Consider the following 16,548-nt stretch of genomic DNA (forward strand, 5'->3'; position numbering starts at 1 on the left):
GCGGGCTCGCCCACTCGGCTCCCGGTCGTCCTGGACTGTCAGGCGCTCCCCGCCGGATTGGCGTTGGCGGATGCCGCAACCGCCCACCTAAGCTGCCGCTCCCTGATGCGCAGGTTAATACGGTCAGACGCGAGGCGACCCAACGTGGCCAACGCCTCACGGTGAGAATGAGGCAGCCTTCTTGGCGCGCGATCGATCACGCACAGCGAACCAAGTGCGTAGCCCTGGATGTCGCGGATGTTGACGCCCGCATAGAACCGGATGTGGGGCTCACCTGTCACCAGCGGGTTCTCGGCGAAACGCCGGTCGGTTGTCGCATCCTCGACCACGAACACGTCGTCCTGCAGGACAGTGAAGTTGCAAAACGCCCACGAACGCGGCGTCTCTTGCCGGTCGAGCCCCCAATGAGACTTGAACCATTGGCGATCAGGTGTGAGCAGCGTCAGCAGCGCAATGGGTACCTCGAGGATCGTTGAGGCCAGCCGCGTGATCTCGTCGAATGCTTCTTCCTCAGGTGTATCGACGACGCCAGCGGCGGCGACGGCCAGCAGACGCTGCGACTCGTTAGTGGCAGGCTCCCCGCTGACCGTTCCGGTTGCAGTCCGGGCGGGCGCCCCCTTGTCGCTCACCAACTGGCGCACTTTGCTCTGCAGCGCTTCCGCCGTCCAGTTAGCAGGAAGAATGTGCACGCGGCTGCGTGAAGCACCCAGGCCAATCAGGTCCTCGCCCGTTGCTTCACCTGTCACGACGATACTGGTATGACCCAGCCCCGGATGACTGAGAATCTGTTGAACGAGACGCTGACCGTCGCTGTCGCCGCCATCCAGTTCGAGGACGACGATCATGGGTAAGAGATAGCCGGCAGTGAGCAACGTTCTGAAAGTGTCGGCCTCCGCGTGCACCGTGCATTCGGGCGAAAGGCTGAGGGTATCGACGTACCGCTGAAGCTTGTGCTGCGGCGCATGCACCAGCACCAGTGCGGGTCCCTGAATCCTTTCGCGCGCCAGTCTGGCCATGAGATCCATCACAGCGCTGCGGCGCACCCTCCGGTGTCCGCCTGGCGTCTTCCACGAGTCAAGGGCGTTTTCTTCAATCCACGTCTGTGCTGTGCGGATTGATACGCCCAGAAGTTCGGCCGCTGCCCGGGTGGTAATGATGGGGTCTTCCATGTCTATTCGTGTTGGGGCCGCGTTGTGGCCGTGGTGTGACGTTGGCAAGAGGATATGTCATGTAAGTGGTTGACGGGTAGAAGCGCCAGTCACCCACTCGGGAAACCGCGGCATTCCCGTTCCGTTGACGCCTGATCGACTGCATCAGACGACGCCAAAAGGCATCTATTGCGATGCATCTTCTGCACACTCCAGGTCCGCTTCTTGTGAGTCCGGAATCGGGCGCCCTTTGAGCCAGAGGCCGAACTCGCGCATGACTTCGATGACCGGCTTTAGCCGCTCACCGTCGCTCGTGAGTCGATACTCGACTTTCACGGGGACCTCTGCAAAGACCGTCCGCTGAATCAGCCCCGCTTGCTCCAGTGCCCGCAAGTCGAGCGTCAACATGCGCTGCGATATGCCGGGCACATCGCGACGAAGCTCGTTGAAGCGCTTCGGCCCCTCCACCAGATAGGACACAAGCAGCAAACGCCAGCGTCCACCTAGCAGACGCATTGCCTCTTCGATCGAACATCCCGTTGCACTCTGCCTCATTGCTTTCTGTCCGGTATAGTTTTTGTACCTATATCACAAACTTCTGCCTTCTTCTTTTTTTAGCCTTTGCGCGGGATACTTCTCGCAACATGATCATTAAAGGAAGACCGCATGAAGCTGTATCACGCGCCCGGAAGCTGTTCACAGGCCATCTGCATCGTATTGCAGGAGACGGGGCTCAATGCCGATGTCGTCACGGTCGACGCGCGGCGCCACTTGCTGCCGGACGGGACGAGCTATTACGACGTATCCGAGCTTGGCTACGTGCCGCTTCTGGAACTGGAGGACGGCACATTGTTGCGTGAGGGTACCGTCATCGCTCAGTACCTTGCTGACCAGTCGCCGGAATCGAAACTCGCGCCCGTTCATGGTTCGATTGAACGCTACAGGTTGCTCGAATGGCTCAACTTCCTGAGCACCGAAATCCATAAGGGCTTCATTCCGCTGCTTTATGCAGTGGCTGCGGGAAAGTGGGTAGATACCGCGAGGCCAAAGCTCGAAAGCAGATTCGGCTGGATCGATCGTCAATTAAACGGTCAGCGGTTTCTGATGGGCGACAGCTTCACAATTGCCGATGCTTATCTTTTCGCATTGACAGGATGGGGCACCGCCTCGTGGATGAAATCGGTGTACCACGCGAATATCGACCTCGGTCCGTATCGGTACCTGCAGGCGTGGTATCAGCGAATCAGGGAGAGACCAGCGGTTCAGCGCGTCCTGCGGGAAGACGGCCTGCTGGCAGACTGAGCGACGCACATCGCCGTACGCCACGCGTGGCGCTCCTGAACTGGCCGGTGACCAAGGCCCATAGTGTTCAGCCGTACTTTTGTGGCACGAACTCCGGCAGCCGGGCCGGAGCTGGACAGACGGGCGAGACCCGCTACAAATTCTCTTTGGAGAATGTCGATTTTCGATCATCAGCTTCGTCGTAGGTGTATGTCCCACCCAAAGGAACTCCCATGAAATACCTCGGCCTGGCCTACTTCACCCCTGAAAAATTCGCCGCCATGACACCAGAAGCCGTCAAGGCTCTGGTGAGCCAATGCCCCGCATTAGACGAGAAGATGCGGGCTACCGGCAAGGTTCTGATCTCCGCGTCGCTTGGCGATCTGGACAAATGGAGCACGCTTCGCCCGCGCAGTGGCAAGACGCACGTCATGGACGGGCCCTACACCGAGTCGAAGGAAGTCGTGGGCGGCCTGTTCATCATCGATGCGGATAACCGTGACGAGGCGTTGCGCATCGCGTCCATGCACCCGGCCGCCACACTGGGCGAAGAAAGCGGATGGGCGGTCGAGCTTATTCCGTTTGATTTCTACCTGGGCCCTTGAGGGGCTCGTCAACGCGCGTGAAAGCAGCAAGGGGCGTCGCGGGTCGAAAGCCGGACACCCCACCCTGTTGGCGCACTCGCACTCACCAAGGTATAGCCTTGTTGTAGCGATCCGTGAAGCGCAGACCCGGGACCCGGAAGTTTGCCTCGATCATGTCCGCCACCAGCGGAAGTGCGTCAACTCTCACCAGCGCCGCCCTTCGGTACTATCGCTCATCGCGAACATTGAAACGACTCCGCCCGATTGACGTCTCCACCTACGTACCGCGGCCACTCCGGGTAATCGCACAGCGGTCGCGTGCGGCCCGGTACGCCAGCGGTATCGGTCGTTACCTGAGAGACAGGGGCCTTGCCTCTCTCGGCCCACTGCTCCAGCGCAGACAGTGAATCCCATGTGGCGTTGAAGCTACTACTGACCGCATGGCCCATGCCTGGAATTTCATAGAAGCGTACGAAGGAATCGACCTGACGGATGCCGAACTGCTCTTGTAGCCGCCGATAGTATTCCTCGGTCGCGCGCGTACTGACCAGAACATCGGCTGATCCATGCACCAGCAGCAACTTCCCGCCGCGCCTCCTGAAAGCCGAGATGTCAGTGCTTGCATCGAGCTGCGAACTCAGTTCGCTGATACGGTTCGCCCACACGCCGGGCTGCTCGGGGTCGATCGAGAGTGAATTGAAGTCTGGGTCGCGCGTCACGGCATACTTGAACCATTGGTCCGTTAGAACGCTAATGTATGGCGCCGTTGCGGGCATGGGGTTCGCCGGCTGGGACGTTCCGAAAGCGAGAAACGTGACAACGGGCTCGACTGGCGAACTACGTGTGGTCATGCCCAGGTCCGCTCCCCAGACGTTGTATCCGGGGTATTGAGTTTCACCGCTCACGAGCCGGAAGCGAAAATGCGTTGTCGAGTTTATTGTTTTCAAAGCCTCGATTTGTGGGTCCGAAAGGCAATTGTCGCCAGTGTCCGCGCCGTTCCGGCAACGCAGCGGAGCGCCGTTCAACGTAGCGGTAACCGGATCGAACCGGGCGTTACACTGCTGCTGGTCGCTGATGAGCCCGTCGGCAACGCCGTCGAGCGAGTCGCATGCCTCCATCGCCGCGTCGTACAACGCTTTGCGCTTGCCAACGGAAAGGTAGGCACCGGGTTTCGCGAGCGCGCGGTTCATGCGTTGACCGCCGAGCAGCGCTGCGGCATCGTCCCACGCGGGATACCATGCAATCGCACCGTCCCAATCGGACGGCCAGCGCTGAATCGCTGTCACGGCTTCGCGGCCGCCCGTCGATCCGCCGGCGAAATAAGCCTTATGCGGCCAATGCCCATACCGCGCCTTGATGATGGCGAGCGCCGCGTCATGCGTTTTCTTCAACGCGTCACCGCCAAAATTTCTCACCGCCTCGTTGTTCAAGCCGAAGCGTCCGTCCTGTGAGCCGAGCGCGTTGGCCTGATGACCGGAGTCGCTCGCAAACGTCGCGTAGCCGCGGCCAAGTGGCACTAGTTCATCGACCGGGCCATTCGGTACGTTCCCGGTTATGTCGGGGATGGTGCCGTCGAAACCACCACCGCCGAACATGACGACCTTGCCGTTCCATTGCGCAGGCAGTCCGACCCTGAACTGGATGTCGGGCGCGGATCTGTCGAGCGGAGATATCTTGCCCGTGACCTCGCAGTAATCCGGTAACGCTTTTGCACCAGTCCCGCTCGCAGCAACCGGCTTGACGGAAACCACGCTCGCGCCAGAGGTGGACAAGCCGATCTCGGAAGGAGGGACGACAAAGCCTTGAAGACGTTCGCAGGCGGCTACGGGCCCCGCAGGCGGTCTCGCGGCGCCGGTGGCTGCCGATGTCATCCAGAACGCGCCCACGGCCGCTATCTTCAAGATACGAGTATCAAGTGAAATCATGCTGTCTCCGTTATGAGAGCGCCATACTCGCCGCCTGGGCGCTCGCCTCGCCCCACGCGTCGACAACGCTTTCACCGCAGCCAGGTTCGGATCGCGTTGCCGCCGACGGGGCTCCACTCACGCCAGACTCGACAATGTAACGGCGTCGGATATTTACTTCGTATGTCTAACTATGGTGTCGTGTGCTTATGCCAAACGCACGGCTCTGAGCGCGACCTTGGTGCGCCGCGTCATGCCTATGAACGATCGCAGCCTAATCCGACGGACTGTTGTGCGATTGATAGTAGTGTGAATGCGGTTCACCACGTAAGGTCTTTTCCGGACAGCCAGTGTCCTTCAGAGACATTTCGTGTAGACAGGAAGTCTTGTCGACCAGACGCAGGTGTCTGGCTTCGAGTTTGAATGGAGCCTGCCCTAATGAAGAAGCGACAGGTCCATGCGGCGCACGCGGACCCGACCGGCACCGTACACAGTGCCAGTGGGATCAGCATCACGTTCAACGGTCCGATCGCGGGATTGCGCGCGATATAGAACTTCGGATGTAGAAAGACCGGCGCCCCTTCAACGCAGTTTTCTTACACGAGCAAGCAAAGCGGCCGCACCGCGAATCGCGCTATCCAGCAAACGCCCCGCGCAGCGCCTGTAAGAAGCGCACGTATGCCGTCGCTCCGGGGTCCGCATGGCCGATGCTTCGTTCCTGCACCCACGCAGCACGGCCTTTTCTCGATTGAATGGAGGCCGTGGCGGTGACGCCTTCCTGCGCCGTCGCGATCATCGCGTCGAGCAGCGCGACGGCGCTCCCTTGCGATGCCTCCAGCGTATCGAGGCTCGGCAGCAGCGCATCGAGCACCGTCTTGTCGCCGAGCTGACTCTTACCGCGTTCGACGATGCGGCCCGCCACCGCGCGCCCAATCGCCAGAGCTTCGGCGCGTCCCACCCCTTGTACTCCGGGCACCGCCTTGGCAGCAGCAAGCAGACCGCCGCCCACGAGCGCCGCGAACGTCGACGGGTTAGCGGTCGAGAACGCCTTGCCCGCGGCCAGCAGCACATCGCTGAGCGACGCGCCGTCGGGCAATGCGGCAAGCGCATTCACGACCGCTGCCGATCCAGCGCGAACCGTGATGCCGAGATCGCCATCGCCCAAGGCGGCATCGAGGTCGCGCAGTTCGTCGGCATGAGCGGGAAGCGCATTCAATGCGCGCGTCAGAAGCTCGCGCAGTTCGTTGTTGGATACACTCATCGCATGCCTCGTCAGGATGCCGTGCCGTCGCGGAAGAACGGAGAACTTGCCGGTGCTTCGAGCAGCGCCTGAAGTTCGTCGTCGAGCAGCATCACCGTAATGGATGCGCCTGCCATCTCGAGACTCGTCACATATTCGCCGACATACGAGCGCGCCACCTTCAATCCCCGATCCGCGATAAGTCGCGCCGAACGTCGATAAAGCAGATAAAGCTCTTCCAACGGCGTCGCGCCGAGTCCGTTGACGAGTAACGCGACGCGTGAGCCTTTCTCCGCATCCAGATCGTCGAGAATCTCACGCGTGATGCGTTCAGCAATGGCATCCGCGGATTCGAGGTTGCCGCGGTGCGTGCCGGGCTCGCCATGAATACCAATGCCGATCTCCATCTCGCCTTCGGGCAGCGTGAAGGTAGGTTTGCCCGCAGCGGGCAGAATCGTCGGCGACAGGCCGACGCCCATGGTGCGGCAATTGGCATTGGCCTTGCCGCAGATACGCGCCACTTCGTCCAGCGAATCGCCGCGTTCCGCCGCGGCGCCCGCGCATTTGAAGGCGAACAGCATGCCCGCCACGCCGCGACGGTCCGCGGCGCGTTCCCTGGGCGCGGAGGCCACGTCGTCGGTCAGCACGACCGTCTGGATCTCGATGCCGTCCGGCTCGGCAAGATCGGCCGCGAGATCGAAGTTGAGCACATCGCCGCCGTAGTTCCCATACACGTAGAGCACACCGGCGCCGCCATTCACAGCCTTCGTCGCCTCCAGTATCTGTTCGGCGGACGGCGATGAAAAAACGTTGCCCACCGCGACGCCGCTGCACAACCCCTCGCCTACATAGCCGAGAAAGCCGGGCAGATGACCCGAGCCGCCGCCCGTCACGATGCCCACGCGCCCCGCTTTGGGCGCGTCCTTGCGTACCAGCGCCCGCTTGTCCGCAGTTGCGCTTTTGATCCATGCCGGATGCGCAATCAATAGGCCTTCGATGATCTCATCGACAAAGGCATCGGGTTCGTTGATGATTTTTTTCATGTCGTGCTCCTCCGGTTCGGGGTGCTTTCACAGAATGCAAAAAGACGCTCACTGCTTGCGTCGCTGACTGAGCGCATCCAGCAGGACAGCCGCGAATATGACGCCGCCCTGTATGAACTGCGTCCAGAAGGGATTCACGCCGAGCAGCGACAATCCCACATTGATCACGCCGATGAGCACGACGCCGATGAACGTTCCCACAATCGACCCGCGTCCTCCGGCAAGCGACGTCCCGCCAATCACGACAGCGGCGATCACCTGCAACTCCAGCCCGTTGGCTGCGGAAGGCAACGCGGAATTGAGCCGCCCCGCAAGAACGATCCCGGCAATTGCGGCCGTCACGCCGGCCAGCATGTAAGTGAGGAACACGACGCGATGCACCGGGATACCCGCGAGACGCGCGGCTTCCTGATTGCCGCCCACCGCGAACACCTGATGACCGAACGTGGTCTTGCGCAACAACACATGACCTATGACGAAGATCACGAGCATGACAATCATCGGCATCGGCAAGCCAGCGACCGTTTTCGCGCCGAATGCCGTGAAGGCGTTCGGAAAATCGAACTTGGTGCGGCCATCCGAAATGGCGAGGGTCAAGCCGCGCGCCATGGCCATCATCGCCAGTGTGACGATGAAGGGCACGAGCCGCAGCCATGCAACCGCGAGACCGTTCAGTGCGCCTGCCGCTGCGCCTACCGCGAGCGCCGCGCAAAGACCCGCAATGCCGAGGCTGATCGCCCCCGGACTCGACCCCGCCATGACAGTCGCGGCGACCATGCCCGTCAACGCAACGAGCGAACCGACCGAAAGATCGATCCCCGACGTAATGATGACGAAGGTCCCGCCCACCGCCGCGATGCCGACCACCGACACCTGCACCATGATGTTGGTCAGCGTGCTGGTCGTCAGAAACTCGGGCGATGCAATCGACAAAGCAATACAGATTATGACGAGCGCCGCGAACAGTGGCCCGATCCCGCTCCTCAGTTGGCGGATCACGCGGCGCGACAGCGCCTCCGTATCCGCACGGTTGGCTGCCGTGGAGGTCATGCGCCTGCTCCTGTTGTAGCCCATTGAATGACAGCTTCCGAATGCGCTTTTTCGCGCGGAATCTCCGTCACGATGCTGCCGCGATACATCACGAGCACGCGATCCGACATACCGAGCAGCTCCGGCAATTCGGAACTCACCATGACGACCGCACCGCCCGCCCGCGCCATGGCCACCATATGCGCGTAGATTTCCGTCTTCGCCCCTACGTCAATGCCGCGCGTCGGCTCGTCGAGCATGATGACGACGGGCTGGGTTGCGGTGGCGCGCCCGAGAATCACTTTTTGCTGGTTGCCGCCCGACAGCGTGCGCGTGACCTGCAGCACCGAAGACGCCCGCACGCCGAATCGCGTGCTGGCATCTCGCGCAAGCTTGCGCTTCCTCGCACCGCTAACAAATCCGCCGTTCGCCAGCGCTTTGAGACTGGACAGTGCAATGTTTTCTTCGATGTTGGCATCGAGCACGAGCCCCTCGAGCTTGCGATCCTCCGACGTGTACACGAGCCCGTGACGCACGCCTTCAGTCGGCGAATGATTCGCGATCTTTTTGCCTTTGATGAGTATCTCGCCACCCGTCGCGGGCAGCGCGCCGAAGATCGTCTTGAGCAGTTCGGTGCGCCCCGCACCCGCAATTCCCGCGATACCGACAATCTCTCCCGCCCGCACCTTGAAGCTCGCGTTGCGCAGCAGCGGCGAGCTGACGAGATTACGGACTTCGAGCACGACATCGCCGTATTCGCGCGGCTCCCACGGGTAGAACGACTCGAGATTGCGTGCGACCATCGCCTGCACGAGTGCGGCTTCGGTCCATTCCGACATGGGACGCGCACCGACAGTGGCGCCGTCGCGCATCACGACCGCCGAATCGGCGAGTTCGAACACTTCTTCAAGATGATGCGAAATGAAGATGATGCCCATGCCCGCCGCTCGCAGTCTGCGCACCACGGCGTACAGATTGACGATGTCCTGGCTTTGCAGCGCCGCGGTCGGCTCATCCATGACGAGGATGCGCGCGTCGCGTGCAATGGCTTTCGCCACTTCGACCAGTTGGCGCTTGTTGAGCGGCAGATCGCCGAGGCGCATCCACGGCGGCACGGAATCGAGGCCCACACGCGCAAGCGCCTCCCGTGCGAGCTGATTCGCCTCTCGCTGCATGATGAAACCCTTGCGCGCAGGCATGCGGCCGAGAAACAGATTCTCCGCGACCGTCATGTCGTTGATCAGCGAGAGTTCCTGATAGATGACGGCGACGCCGGCATCGATCGCTGCATTGGTGCCGCGCGCAAGCGGCACTCCGTCGATTTCGATCGTGCCTTCGTCTGGTTCGTAAGCGCCGGACAGCGTCTTGACGAGCGACGACTTGCCAGCGCCGTTCTCGCCGACGATCGCCATGACGTGCCCTGCCCGCAATTCGAGGCTCACGCCGCGCAAGGCCTTCACTCCCGGAAAACTCTTGACGATGCCGTGCATGCGCAGCAGCGGCACGGATGTATTCACGGGCGCGCGCTCCCGTTCTTCGGCTTGCAATGTCATGTCGCCTCTTTCCGTTCGCAGGCTGCGCGCTCTCCGATGCAACGCAGCCCGCAGCCTGTCTTACTGTTTAATTTCCTCAGACCACAGCCCGTATTTCTTCGTCGCATCCGAATCGATATTCGACTTGTCGATCAGCAGCGTCGGCCACGCATAATTCGCCGGCACCTCTTTCTTCGCGCTGTTGTCGGCGACGAATTGCAGCGACTTGGCCGCCATCTGAATCGGGTTCTGCGAGATGGTCGCGTCCTGCTTGCCGGCACGAATCGCCGACAGCGCCTGCGCGGTACCGTCCGCACCGATGACCAGAATGTGCTGCTTGTCGCCGAGCGGCTTATAGCGGCCTGCATTGTCGATCGCTTTTTCCGCGCCGACCGTGTTGTCGTCGTTTGCGCCGAAGACCGCGTCGATTTGCGGATACTTCTGCAGGATATTGGTCATCGCGTTGAGGGACTTCTCCTGATCGAACGCGCCTTCCTGACGAGCGACCACCTTGATGTCGGGATATTTGGCGATCTCGTCGCTAAAGCCTTTCTCGCGATCGGTAGCGGCCGTCGTGCCGACGAGCCCGATCAGATCGACCACGTTGCCTTTGGCGGAGCCATAGCGCTTCGTCAACTGGTCGGCAATCCATTTGGCCGCCGTCTGCCCCAGCGCGACGTTATCCGACGCAACGAAAGACGTGACCTTGCCGCCGTCCGAACCGCGATCCAGCATGAACACCGGAATGTTCATCGAATTGGCTTTTTCGACGGCGGGAATAATGGCCTTGGAATCGATTGGATTGAGCACGAGCGCTGTCACGCCCTGGCTCAGAAGATTGATCGCGTCGTTCACCTGCTGTTGCGCGTCGCCATTCGCATTGGTTTGCACGAGGTCGAAGCCCTGCTCTTTCGCGCCCTTCTCCACGCCCGCCTTCAGGCCGACGAAGAATGCGTTATTGAGCGTCGAAACGGAGAATCCAACTTTTGTCTTGCCGCCCGACGCGTTGGCCACGGGCGCGCTGGCCGGCGCGCTCGCGGCCTGGCCTGAAGTGCTGCTGGTCGAGCTGTTGTCGCTTTTGGAGCAACCGGCAAGCGCGGCTGCCGCACACAGCAGCACCGCACAGGTCGGCTTACCCAATACGTCCCATCCGTCGAATCTTGCTGAACTCCAGGCCATAGTCGTCTCCGTTGTAGATTATTCACTGCGGTGCTAACGATAATTTCCCTTGAAGCAAGCGCACTAACGCTCGGCATGCCTCGGTCTGCCATACGTCTTGAACCTTTCCAGAACCTCTTCCATTTGCACGTCCGACAGAAGCGGCGGCGGACCCAGCTGACAGGCGAGCAGGTATTGCCTCGCCAGCACTTCCACTTCGTGCGCGAGCCACACGGCGCGCGCGAGATCGTCACCCAGAGCCACTACGCCGTGATGCGCAAGCAGGCACGCACGCCGGTCCTCCAACGCCTTGAGCGCATGATCGGAGAGCAACTGCGTGCCAAAGAGCGCATAGGGCGCGCAGCGAATCGAATTGCCGCCCGCTGCCGCAACCATGTAATGCAGCGCCGGAATATCGCGTCCATGAATTGCCATAGCAGTAGCCGCGGTCGAATGCGTATGCACGACCGCATGCATCTCCTGCCGCGCACGAAGAATGTCGCGATGAATGCGCCATTCAGACGACGGGCGCTTTACATGCAGCACCTCCGCGTCGTCGTCGACGTCGAGCGGTAACCACACGATGCCTTCTTCGCGCAGCTCGCGCGCCGGCACGCCGCTCGGCGTGATCAGGAAACCATCGCCCAGACGCGCGCTCACGTTCCCGGAGGTGCCCTGGTTGATGCCGAGCCGCTCCATCTCGAGCGCGGTCTCGACGATGCCCCGGCGCAGCGCACGTTCCTGCGCGCCCTTCATGCCGCGTTCCCCGCCGCCGGAAAGAACTGGCCGAGCGACCGTTCGAACGGCGCCTTCGCAATGCCGCGCTCGGTGATGAAGCCGGTGACGAGTTCGTGCGGCGTTACATCGAATGCGGGATTGCGAGCCTTGATGCCGTGCGGCGCCGTGCGCTGCCCCGCAAAATGCGTGACCTCTTCGTCACATCGCTCCTCGATCTCGATCTGCGCGCCGGTCGGCGTGTGAAAGTCGAGTGTCGACGACGGGCAGGCCACGTAGAACGGTATGCCGTAATGCTTCGCTGCAATGGCAACCCCGAGTGTGCCGATCTTGTTGGCGAAGTCCCCGTTGGCCGCCACGCGATCGGTGCCGACGATCACTACATCGACGAGCCCTTGGGACATGATCGAAGCGGCTGCGCTGTCCATGATCAGCGTCACGTCGACGCCTGCCTGCTGCAATTCGAATGCAGTCAGCCGCGCGCCTTGAAGCAGCGGCCGTGTTTCGTCCGCAAATACCTTGAACGCTATGCCCTCGCGATGCGCTGCGTAAATCGGTGCCGTGGCGGTGCCAAGGCCAGTGGTCGCAAGCGCGCCGGCGTTGCAATGTGTGAGCACGCCGCCGCCCTGCTTGATGAGCGGCATGCCGTGGCGGCCGATGCCCTCGCACAGCGTCTGGTCTTCCGCATGAATTTGCCGGGCCTCTTCGACGAGCGCCTCGTAAAGCGCAGTCGAATCGCTCGCGCCACACGTGTGCGCACGTTGCAGCATGCGTCCGAGACTCCAGCTCAGATTCACAGCAGTGGGACGCGCCGTATTGAGCCAACGCGCCCGCCGTTCGAGTTCCGCCCGGAATTGGGCGAGCGGCAATGCGCGCGCATCCTGAACAGCCACGCATAAGCCATACGCCGCTGCAACCCCAATGGCGGGCGCGCCACGCACGCGCAGTTCGTGAATGGCCCGCCATACGGCGGCTGCATCGGCGACATGCTCCACCACGACCTCATGCGGCAGGCGGGTCTGATCGAGCAGCAGAAGAGCGTCCTCGCGCCATTCGATCGTAGGGGCCAGCGCGGGGAACAGGGACTGCGCAACCATGAAAGCTCCGTGTGCGTTAAACGTGTGTGTGCGTCTCGCGCCGAATCTCGCGCGCAAGCATGGCGACCTGCTCGATGTCGGTCAGCGCGTCGCGTTCCACGAGCAAGGCTTCTGCACAACGCAGACACCGCACTTCGATCCGTGCCCGAGCCTGCGCATCCGGTATGCGTGTGATTTCCGCGACTTTCGCCATGCCCACGATGCGTCGAATCATCTTGCAGCCCGCGAAGCCGAGAGTGTCGGCAAGCAGGCGGCGCATGAAATGCGCGCGATAGCCTTCGACTGCGCGCGAGTCGGTCTGTCCGCCGATGAAGCGGCGTTCGCTGCGGCTTTCATGATCGCGCCAGAGCGCGACGAACTGCTCGCTGAAACCATTCCATATACCGATCGCCTGCGCGAGCAGCCATTCCTCGTAAGGCGCCGGGTCTCGCCCATCCACACGGCCATGCCAGTCGCGGGAAAAATAGGCCAGCAGCAGATTGGCCAGCAAGGCGCCGATGTCGAAGCTCATCGGCCCGTAAAACGCGAACTCCGGATCGATGACAAATGTTTCTTCCTCATTGACCATGATGGAGCCGGTATGCAGGTCGCCATGCAGCAAGGTTTCCGCGCGATTCATGAATGCCCATTTCATGTCGCCTGCTGCAATACGCAATGCTTCGTTCGTTCTCAGGCGCTCGAGTACCGACAGCGGCAGTGCCGGGCTATACACATTGGACGGATGGTCTTCGAAGGGAAAAGTGAATACGAGATCTTCGGTAATCCTGCACAACTCGACATTGACGGCCGCGCTCACCGCCTGCTTCTTGATGTCCGGCGCCAGAAAGAGATCCGAGCCGTAAAAAAGCGTATGCGCAAGATAAGTGGACAGATGCGCAGCGAGCTTCGGATAGGTCAAGCCGTTAATGAGGCCTTGCCGCAGAATGCAATGCGAGGCAAGCCTTTGCATGACCATCAGGAAACGCTTGCTGTCGGCGTGATACACCTTCGGCACGTGCTGTGGGCAGAGCGCGCCGAAGCGGCGCAGGGCTGCGACTTCGTGCTCCATGCGCTGGCACGACAGCGGCCACGTTTTGCCGACGAGCCGCAGAAAAGGCGGCGCCTGTTTGACCACGACGCTGCGCTGCGGCGCCTTCGCATTCGTGACGAAGTACACGTAATTCAGATTGCCGTCGCCCACTTCGGCGACGTCCAGATCGTCAGGCTCGCCAAGCAGCGCGCGCACCTTGGGAATGGCGCCGAGATACGCTGCCAGCTCACCTGCGGTAAAGGCTTCAAACTCCATCGGTGCCTCCTCCGATGTTGCTTCCGGCGCCCATCGACCTGGACACGTCTTTAGCGACGCTTGCGCACCAGATCGAACTTGAAGATGCTCGTGTTGTAGTAGTCGTTGCTATAGCAAAGCGGCTCGCCGCTCTGATCGAAATCCACTTCGTCCAGCAGGAGAAACATGCCGAATCCGTCGCCCAGTTCCGGCAGATCGCGCGGCGTGAGGATGGTCGGCTGTATCGACGTATGCGTATGCGACAAGCGCCGGCCTGTGCGCGCGAACATGCCAAAGAGCGATTCGCCTAATTCACCTTGAGCTTCATCGAAAAGCGTTTTCGGGATCGTGTCGATGCAGTAAGCGGCAATCGCATCGTCAGCACGCCTCACCCGTTCGATGCGGATGCAAGTTTCACCGGGCGCGATCCCAAGCTTTTCGGCAAGACTCTCCGATGCCGCAATGCTGTCCATCTGGATACGACTCGTGGAAGGCACCGCGCCAACGCTCCTGATCATGTCGGTCACAGACATCAGATCATCCAGACCGCCTTGCAGCTTGAGCGAAATTTGTCTGATGAAGGTGCCGCGTCCCTGCACCCGTGATAGGAGCCCATGTGAGATCATCTGCGCCACGGCCTCGCGCAAACTCGAACGGCCAACGCCAAGCAGCTCGCAGAGCTCCAATTCCGTGGGAATCTGATCACCAGGCTTGAGCTTGCGCTCACGAATCATGGTCAACAGCGACTCCTGGATCTTGTCGCTCATCGATCGCTCTACGCTTAGGCGCATGTCGCTCTCTCGCTTGTCACTGCACCAAATATACATCAGACATCTGATGTTTTTCTAGGGAATTTCCCTTGGTTTTGTTTCGCGCCGAGCGCGGTTCGCGGGTAGCATTGCGCGTCGCTCGCGCAACATGCCATTGCCCTCAGCCTTGTCGACGTTGGCTTTGCGACACGCTGCGTTGCGCCAAAGCGATGTGCCGGAGCCAGCCCTCGCGAACATTGCTGGCGCGTTGTCCTCAGCGCATTCCGGAGCCCCGTGTGTAGAATGAACCGGACCAAAACAGCGTTATTACAAACGCCTGAAAAGGCGCCAAGTGCGCAAGGCAACTTTAAGGAGACGGCAATGTGGTTTGTCGGCAAGAGCGAATTGCTCTCTTTGATCCAGTGTCATTGCCTCGACGAGGTGATGCCCGCCTTCAGCGACCATCGCACGTTACGCAAGAACACCGTTATCTATCGGCCGGATGAATCGAGCGAGCACGTGTACCTGCTCAAGAGCGGCAGCGTAAGGCTTTATCGCCTCACCGAAGACGGTCAGGAAATCACACTTGCCTTCGTCAAGGCGGGCATGATTTTCGGCGATGGCGACGTTCTCAACGAGGACAACTACTCCCATCATGCACAGGCGCTCACGCCGAGCATGGTCTGCTATATCCGTAAAGCGGATTTCAAGGAACTGCTTGCACGCTACGACGTCATCAATCAGTTCGTGCTGCGCAACCACTATCTGCGCTGGCAGGAAGCACAGCAATTAATCGAGAATCTCTCGTTACACGACGTGAGAAAGCGGCTCGTCAACATACTCGTCATGTTCTCGGGGCAAGTGGGCACGCCCTTCGATCATCCGGAGCACGGCGAGTCTGTTCTCATCGACTTGCCGATCGCGCAGGACAAGCTCGCGGAATTCATCGGTACGTCGCGCGAATCCGTCAACCGGCACTTTAGCGACCTCAAGTCAGAAGGCTTCGTCGACATGCACGAGCGCAAAATCGTGCTGACACCCGCCTTCGTCGCGCGGTACATCACCAAAGCCCCGGACTTCGCTGCCCTGCCCGCGAACCCGGCTCCACGGGAGTTCAGAGCGCCGCTAATGCGCGCTTGACCGACGCTACGCCGCTTTGAGGACTCGACAGTACCGGCACTGAGAGCGAGCCGAGCGACGGCACGAGGCGCGCCATTGAGACTTGCGCGAGCACGATCACATCCACCTGATCGGCGAGTTCGACAATCGTGCGCTTGAGGATCTCGTCGTGCTTCGCGGCGTCGCCAGCGAGCAGCGCTTCGAATGCGCCTGGCGCGATGGATTCCGTCACCTGGATCTCGATGCGGCGCTCGGCGGCTTTTTTGCGGATGAGACGCACCGTCGGTTCGAGCGTCGTGGACACAGTTGCGACAACGCCGATCCGCGGTCCAAGCGCGCAGGCCTCCTCGGCCATCGCTTCGTCGACCTTGACGATTGGCGTGCGGATCATGCTGCGCAAGAGGTCGGTTGCCTCGCCCACCGACGAACACGCATTGAGAATGATGTCCGCGCCGAGTGCTTCGGCGTTTGCCATATAGCTATATAAACGGCGTGTCACTTCGGGCGTCAGGCGGCCCGCCGAACGCACATCGGTCAGCAGGCTGTCGTCGACGATATTGACGACACGCGCATCGGCCAACTGCTCGGCGAACTGCGCCTTGAGGGGATCGACCGTGACTGGGCCGGTGTGTATAACGACGATCGTGGTCATATTCGTATCCATT

General features: G+C 61.1%; 16 protein-coding genes. 3 read left to right on the forward strand and 13 right to left on the reverse strand.

Features of this window, described 5'->3' with window-relative positions; genetic code table 11:
* Window positions 1-38 precede the first annotated feature (38 nt).
* Together OH764_RS23910 and OH764_RS23915 are read right to left on the reverse strand one after the other, a co-directional pair.
* Window positions 39-1,169, reverse strand: coding sequence for a GAF domain-containing protein (locus OH764_RS23910; protein WP_498851092.1), 1,131 nt, complete (start codon window positions 1,167-1,169; stop codon window positions 39-41).
* Window positions 1,170-1,334: 165 nt separating this feature from the next.
* Window positions 1,335-1,703, reverse strand: coding sequence for a winged helix-turn-helix transcriptional regulator (locus OH764_RS23915; protein ID WP_498851093.1), 369 nt, complete (start codon window positions 1,701-1,703; stop codon window positions 1,335-1,337).
* A gap of 111 nt (window positions 1,704-1,814) precedes the next feature.
* Between OH764_RS23915 and OH764_RS23920 the strand changes: the two genes are divergently transcribed.
* Together OH764_RS23920 and OH764_RS23925 are read left to right on the forward strand one after the other, a co-directional pair.
* Window positions 1,815-2,450: a glutathione S-transferase family protein gene (locus tag OH764_RS23920; protein ID WP_498851094.1), complete on the forward strand. Its 636-nt coding sequence runs from the start codon at window positions 1,815-1,817 to the stop codon at window positions 2,448-2,450.
* Window positions 2,451-2,662: 212 nt separating this feature from the next.
* Window positions 2,663-3,034 carry a YciI family protein gene (locus OH764_RS23925; protein ID WP_498851095.1) on the forward strand — a complete coding sequence of 124 codons (372 nt, stop codon included), beginning with the start codon at window positions 2,663-2,665 and terminating at the stop codon, window positions 3,032-3,034.
* A 212-nt stretch (window positions 3,035-3,246) separates the two neighbouring features.
* Here OH764_RS23925 and OH764_RS23930 read toward each other — a convergent pair whose 3' ends face one another.
* The 10 genes from OH764_RS23930 to OH764_RS23975 all read right to left on the reverse strand — a co-directional run bounded on the left by OH764_RS23930 (window position 3,247) and on the right by OH764_RS23975 (window position 14,782).
* Entirely contained in the window at window positions 3,247-4,938 is a 1,692-nt protein-coding gene (locus tag OH764_RS23930; protein WP_498851096.1) for an alpha/beta hydrolase family protein, read from the reverse strand.
* Between the two features lie 613 nt (window positions 4,939-5,551).
* Window positions 5,552-6,178, reverse strand: a complete 627-nt coding sequence (locus OH764_RS23935; RefSeq protein WP_498851097.1) for a dihydroxyacetone kinase family protein — start codon at window positions 6,176-6,178, stop codon at window positions 5,552-5,554.
* Between the two features lie 11 nt (window positions 6,179-6,189).
* Window positions 6,190-7,200, reverse strand: coding sequence for a dihydroxyacetone kinase subunit DhaK (locus OH764_RS23940; RefSeq protein WP_498851098.1), 1,011 nt, complete (start codon window positions 7,198-7,200; stop codon window positions 6,190-6,192).
* A 48-nt stretch (window positions 7,201-7,248) separates the two neighbouring features.
* Window positions 7,249-8,250, reverse strand: coding sequence for an ABC transporter permease (locus OH764_RS23945; RefSeq protein WP_310066896.1), 1,002 nt, complete (start codon window positions 8,248-8,250; stop codon window positions 7,249-7,251).
* Window positions 8,247-9,782, reverse strand: coding sequence for a sugar ABC transporter ATP-binding protein (locus tag OH764_RS23950; RefSeq protein WP_498851099.1), 1,536 nt, complete (start codon window positions 9,780-9,782; stop codon window positions 8,247-8,249). Before OH764_RS23950 ends, OH764_RS23945 begins: the two co-directional genes overlap by 4 nt.
* A 60-nt stretch (window positions 9,783-9,842) precedes the next feature.
* Complete coding sequence (locus OH764_RS23955) at window positions 9,843-10,940, reverse strand: sugar ABC transporter substrate-binding protein (RefSeq protein ID WP_498851100.1); 1,098 nt, start codon at window positions 10,938-10,940, stop codon at window positions 9,843-9,845.
* A 63-nt stretch (window positions 10,941-11,003) separates the two neighbouring features.
* Window positions 11,004-11,675: a class II aldolase/adducin head domain-containing protein gene (locus tag OH764_RS23960; RefSeq protein ID WP_498851101.1), complete on the reverse strand. Its 672-nt coding sequence runs from the start codon at window positions 11,673-11,675 to the stop codon at window positions 11,004-11,006.
* Entirely contained in the window at window positions 11,672-12,751 is a 1,080-nt protein-coding gene (gene mtnA, locus OH764_RS23965) for an S-methyl-5-thioribose-1-phosphate isomerase (RefSeq protein WP_498851102.1), read from the reverse strand. The genes OH764_RS23960 and mtnA overlap by 4 nt, the downstream gene beginning before the upstream one ends.
* Window positions 12,752-12,767: 16 nt before the next feature.
* Window positions 12,768-14,036 (reverse strand): S-methyl-5-thioribose kinase, encoded by a 1,269-nt coding sequence (gene mtnK, locus OH764_RS23970; RefSeq protein WP_498851103.1) that lies wholly within the window; start codon window positions 14,034-14,036, stop codon window positions 12,768-12,770.
* A gap of 50 nt (window positions 14,037-14,086) precedes the next feature.
* Window positions 14,087-14,782, reverse strand: a complete 696-nt coding sequence (locus OH764_RS23975) for a GntR family transcriptional regulator (RefSeq protein WP_227471287.1) — start codon at window positions 14,780-14,782, stop codon at window positions 14,087-14,089.
* A 363-nt stretch (window positions 14,783-15,145) separates the two neighbouring features.
* On the opposite strand from OH764_RS23975, the gene OH764_RS23980 reads away from it, so the two are divergent.
* Complete coding sequence (locus OH764_RS23980; protein ID WP_498851104.1) at window positions 15,146-15,904, forward strand: Crp/Fnr family transcriptional regulator; 759 nt, start codon at window positions 15,146-15,148, stop codon at window positions 15,902-15,904.
* On the opposite strand, the gene OH764_RS23985 is transcribed toward OH764_RS23980, so the two are convergent.
* A complete protein-coding gene (locus tag OH764_RS23985; RefSeq protein WP_027804582.1) occupies window positions 15,879-16,535 on the reverse strand; it encodes an aspartate/glutamate racemase family protein in 657 nt (218 codons plus the stop codon). The two genes, OH764_RS23980 and OH764_RS23985, sit on opposite strands and share 26 nt — an antisense overlap.
* Window positions 16,536-16,548 lie beyond the last annotated feature (13 nt).

The sequence above is a fragment of the Burkholderia sp. M6-3 genome (genome assembly GCF_050858985.1).
Taxonomy (GTDB): Bacteria; Pseudomonadota; Gammaproteobacteria; order Burkholderiales; family Burkholderiaceae; genus Paraburkholderia; species Paraburkholderia caledonica.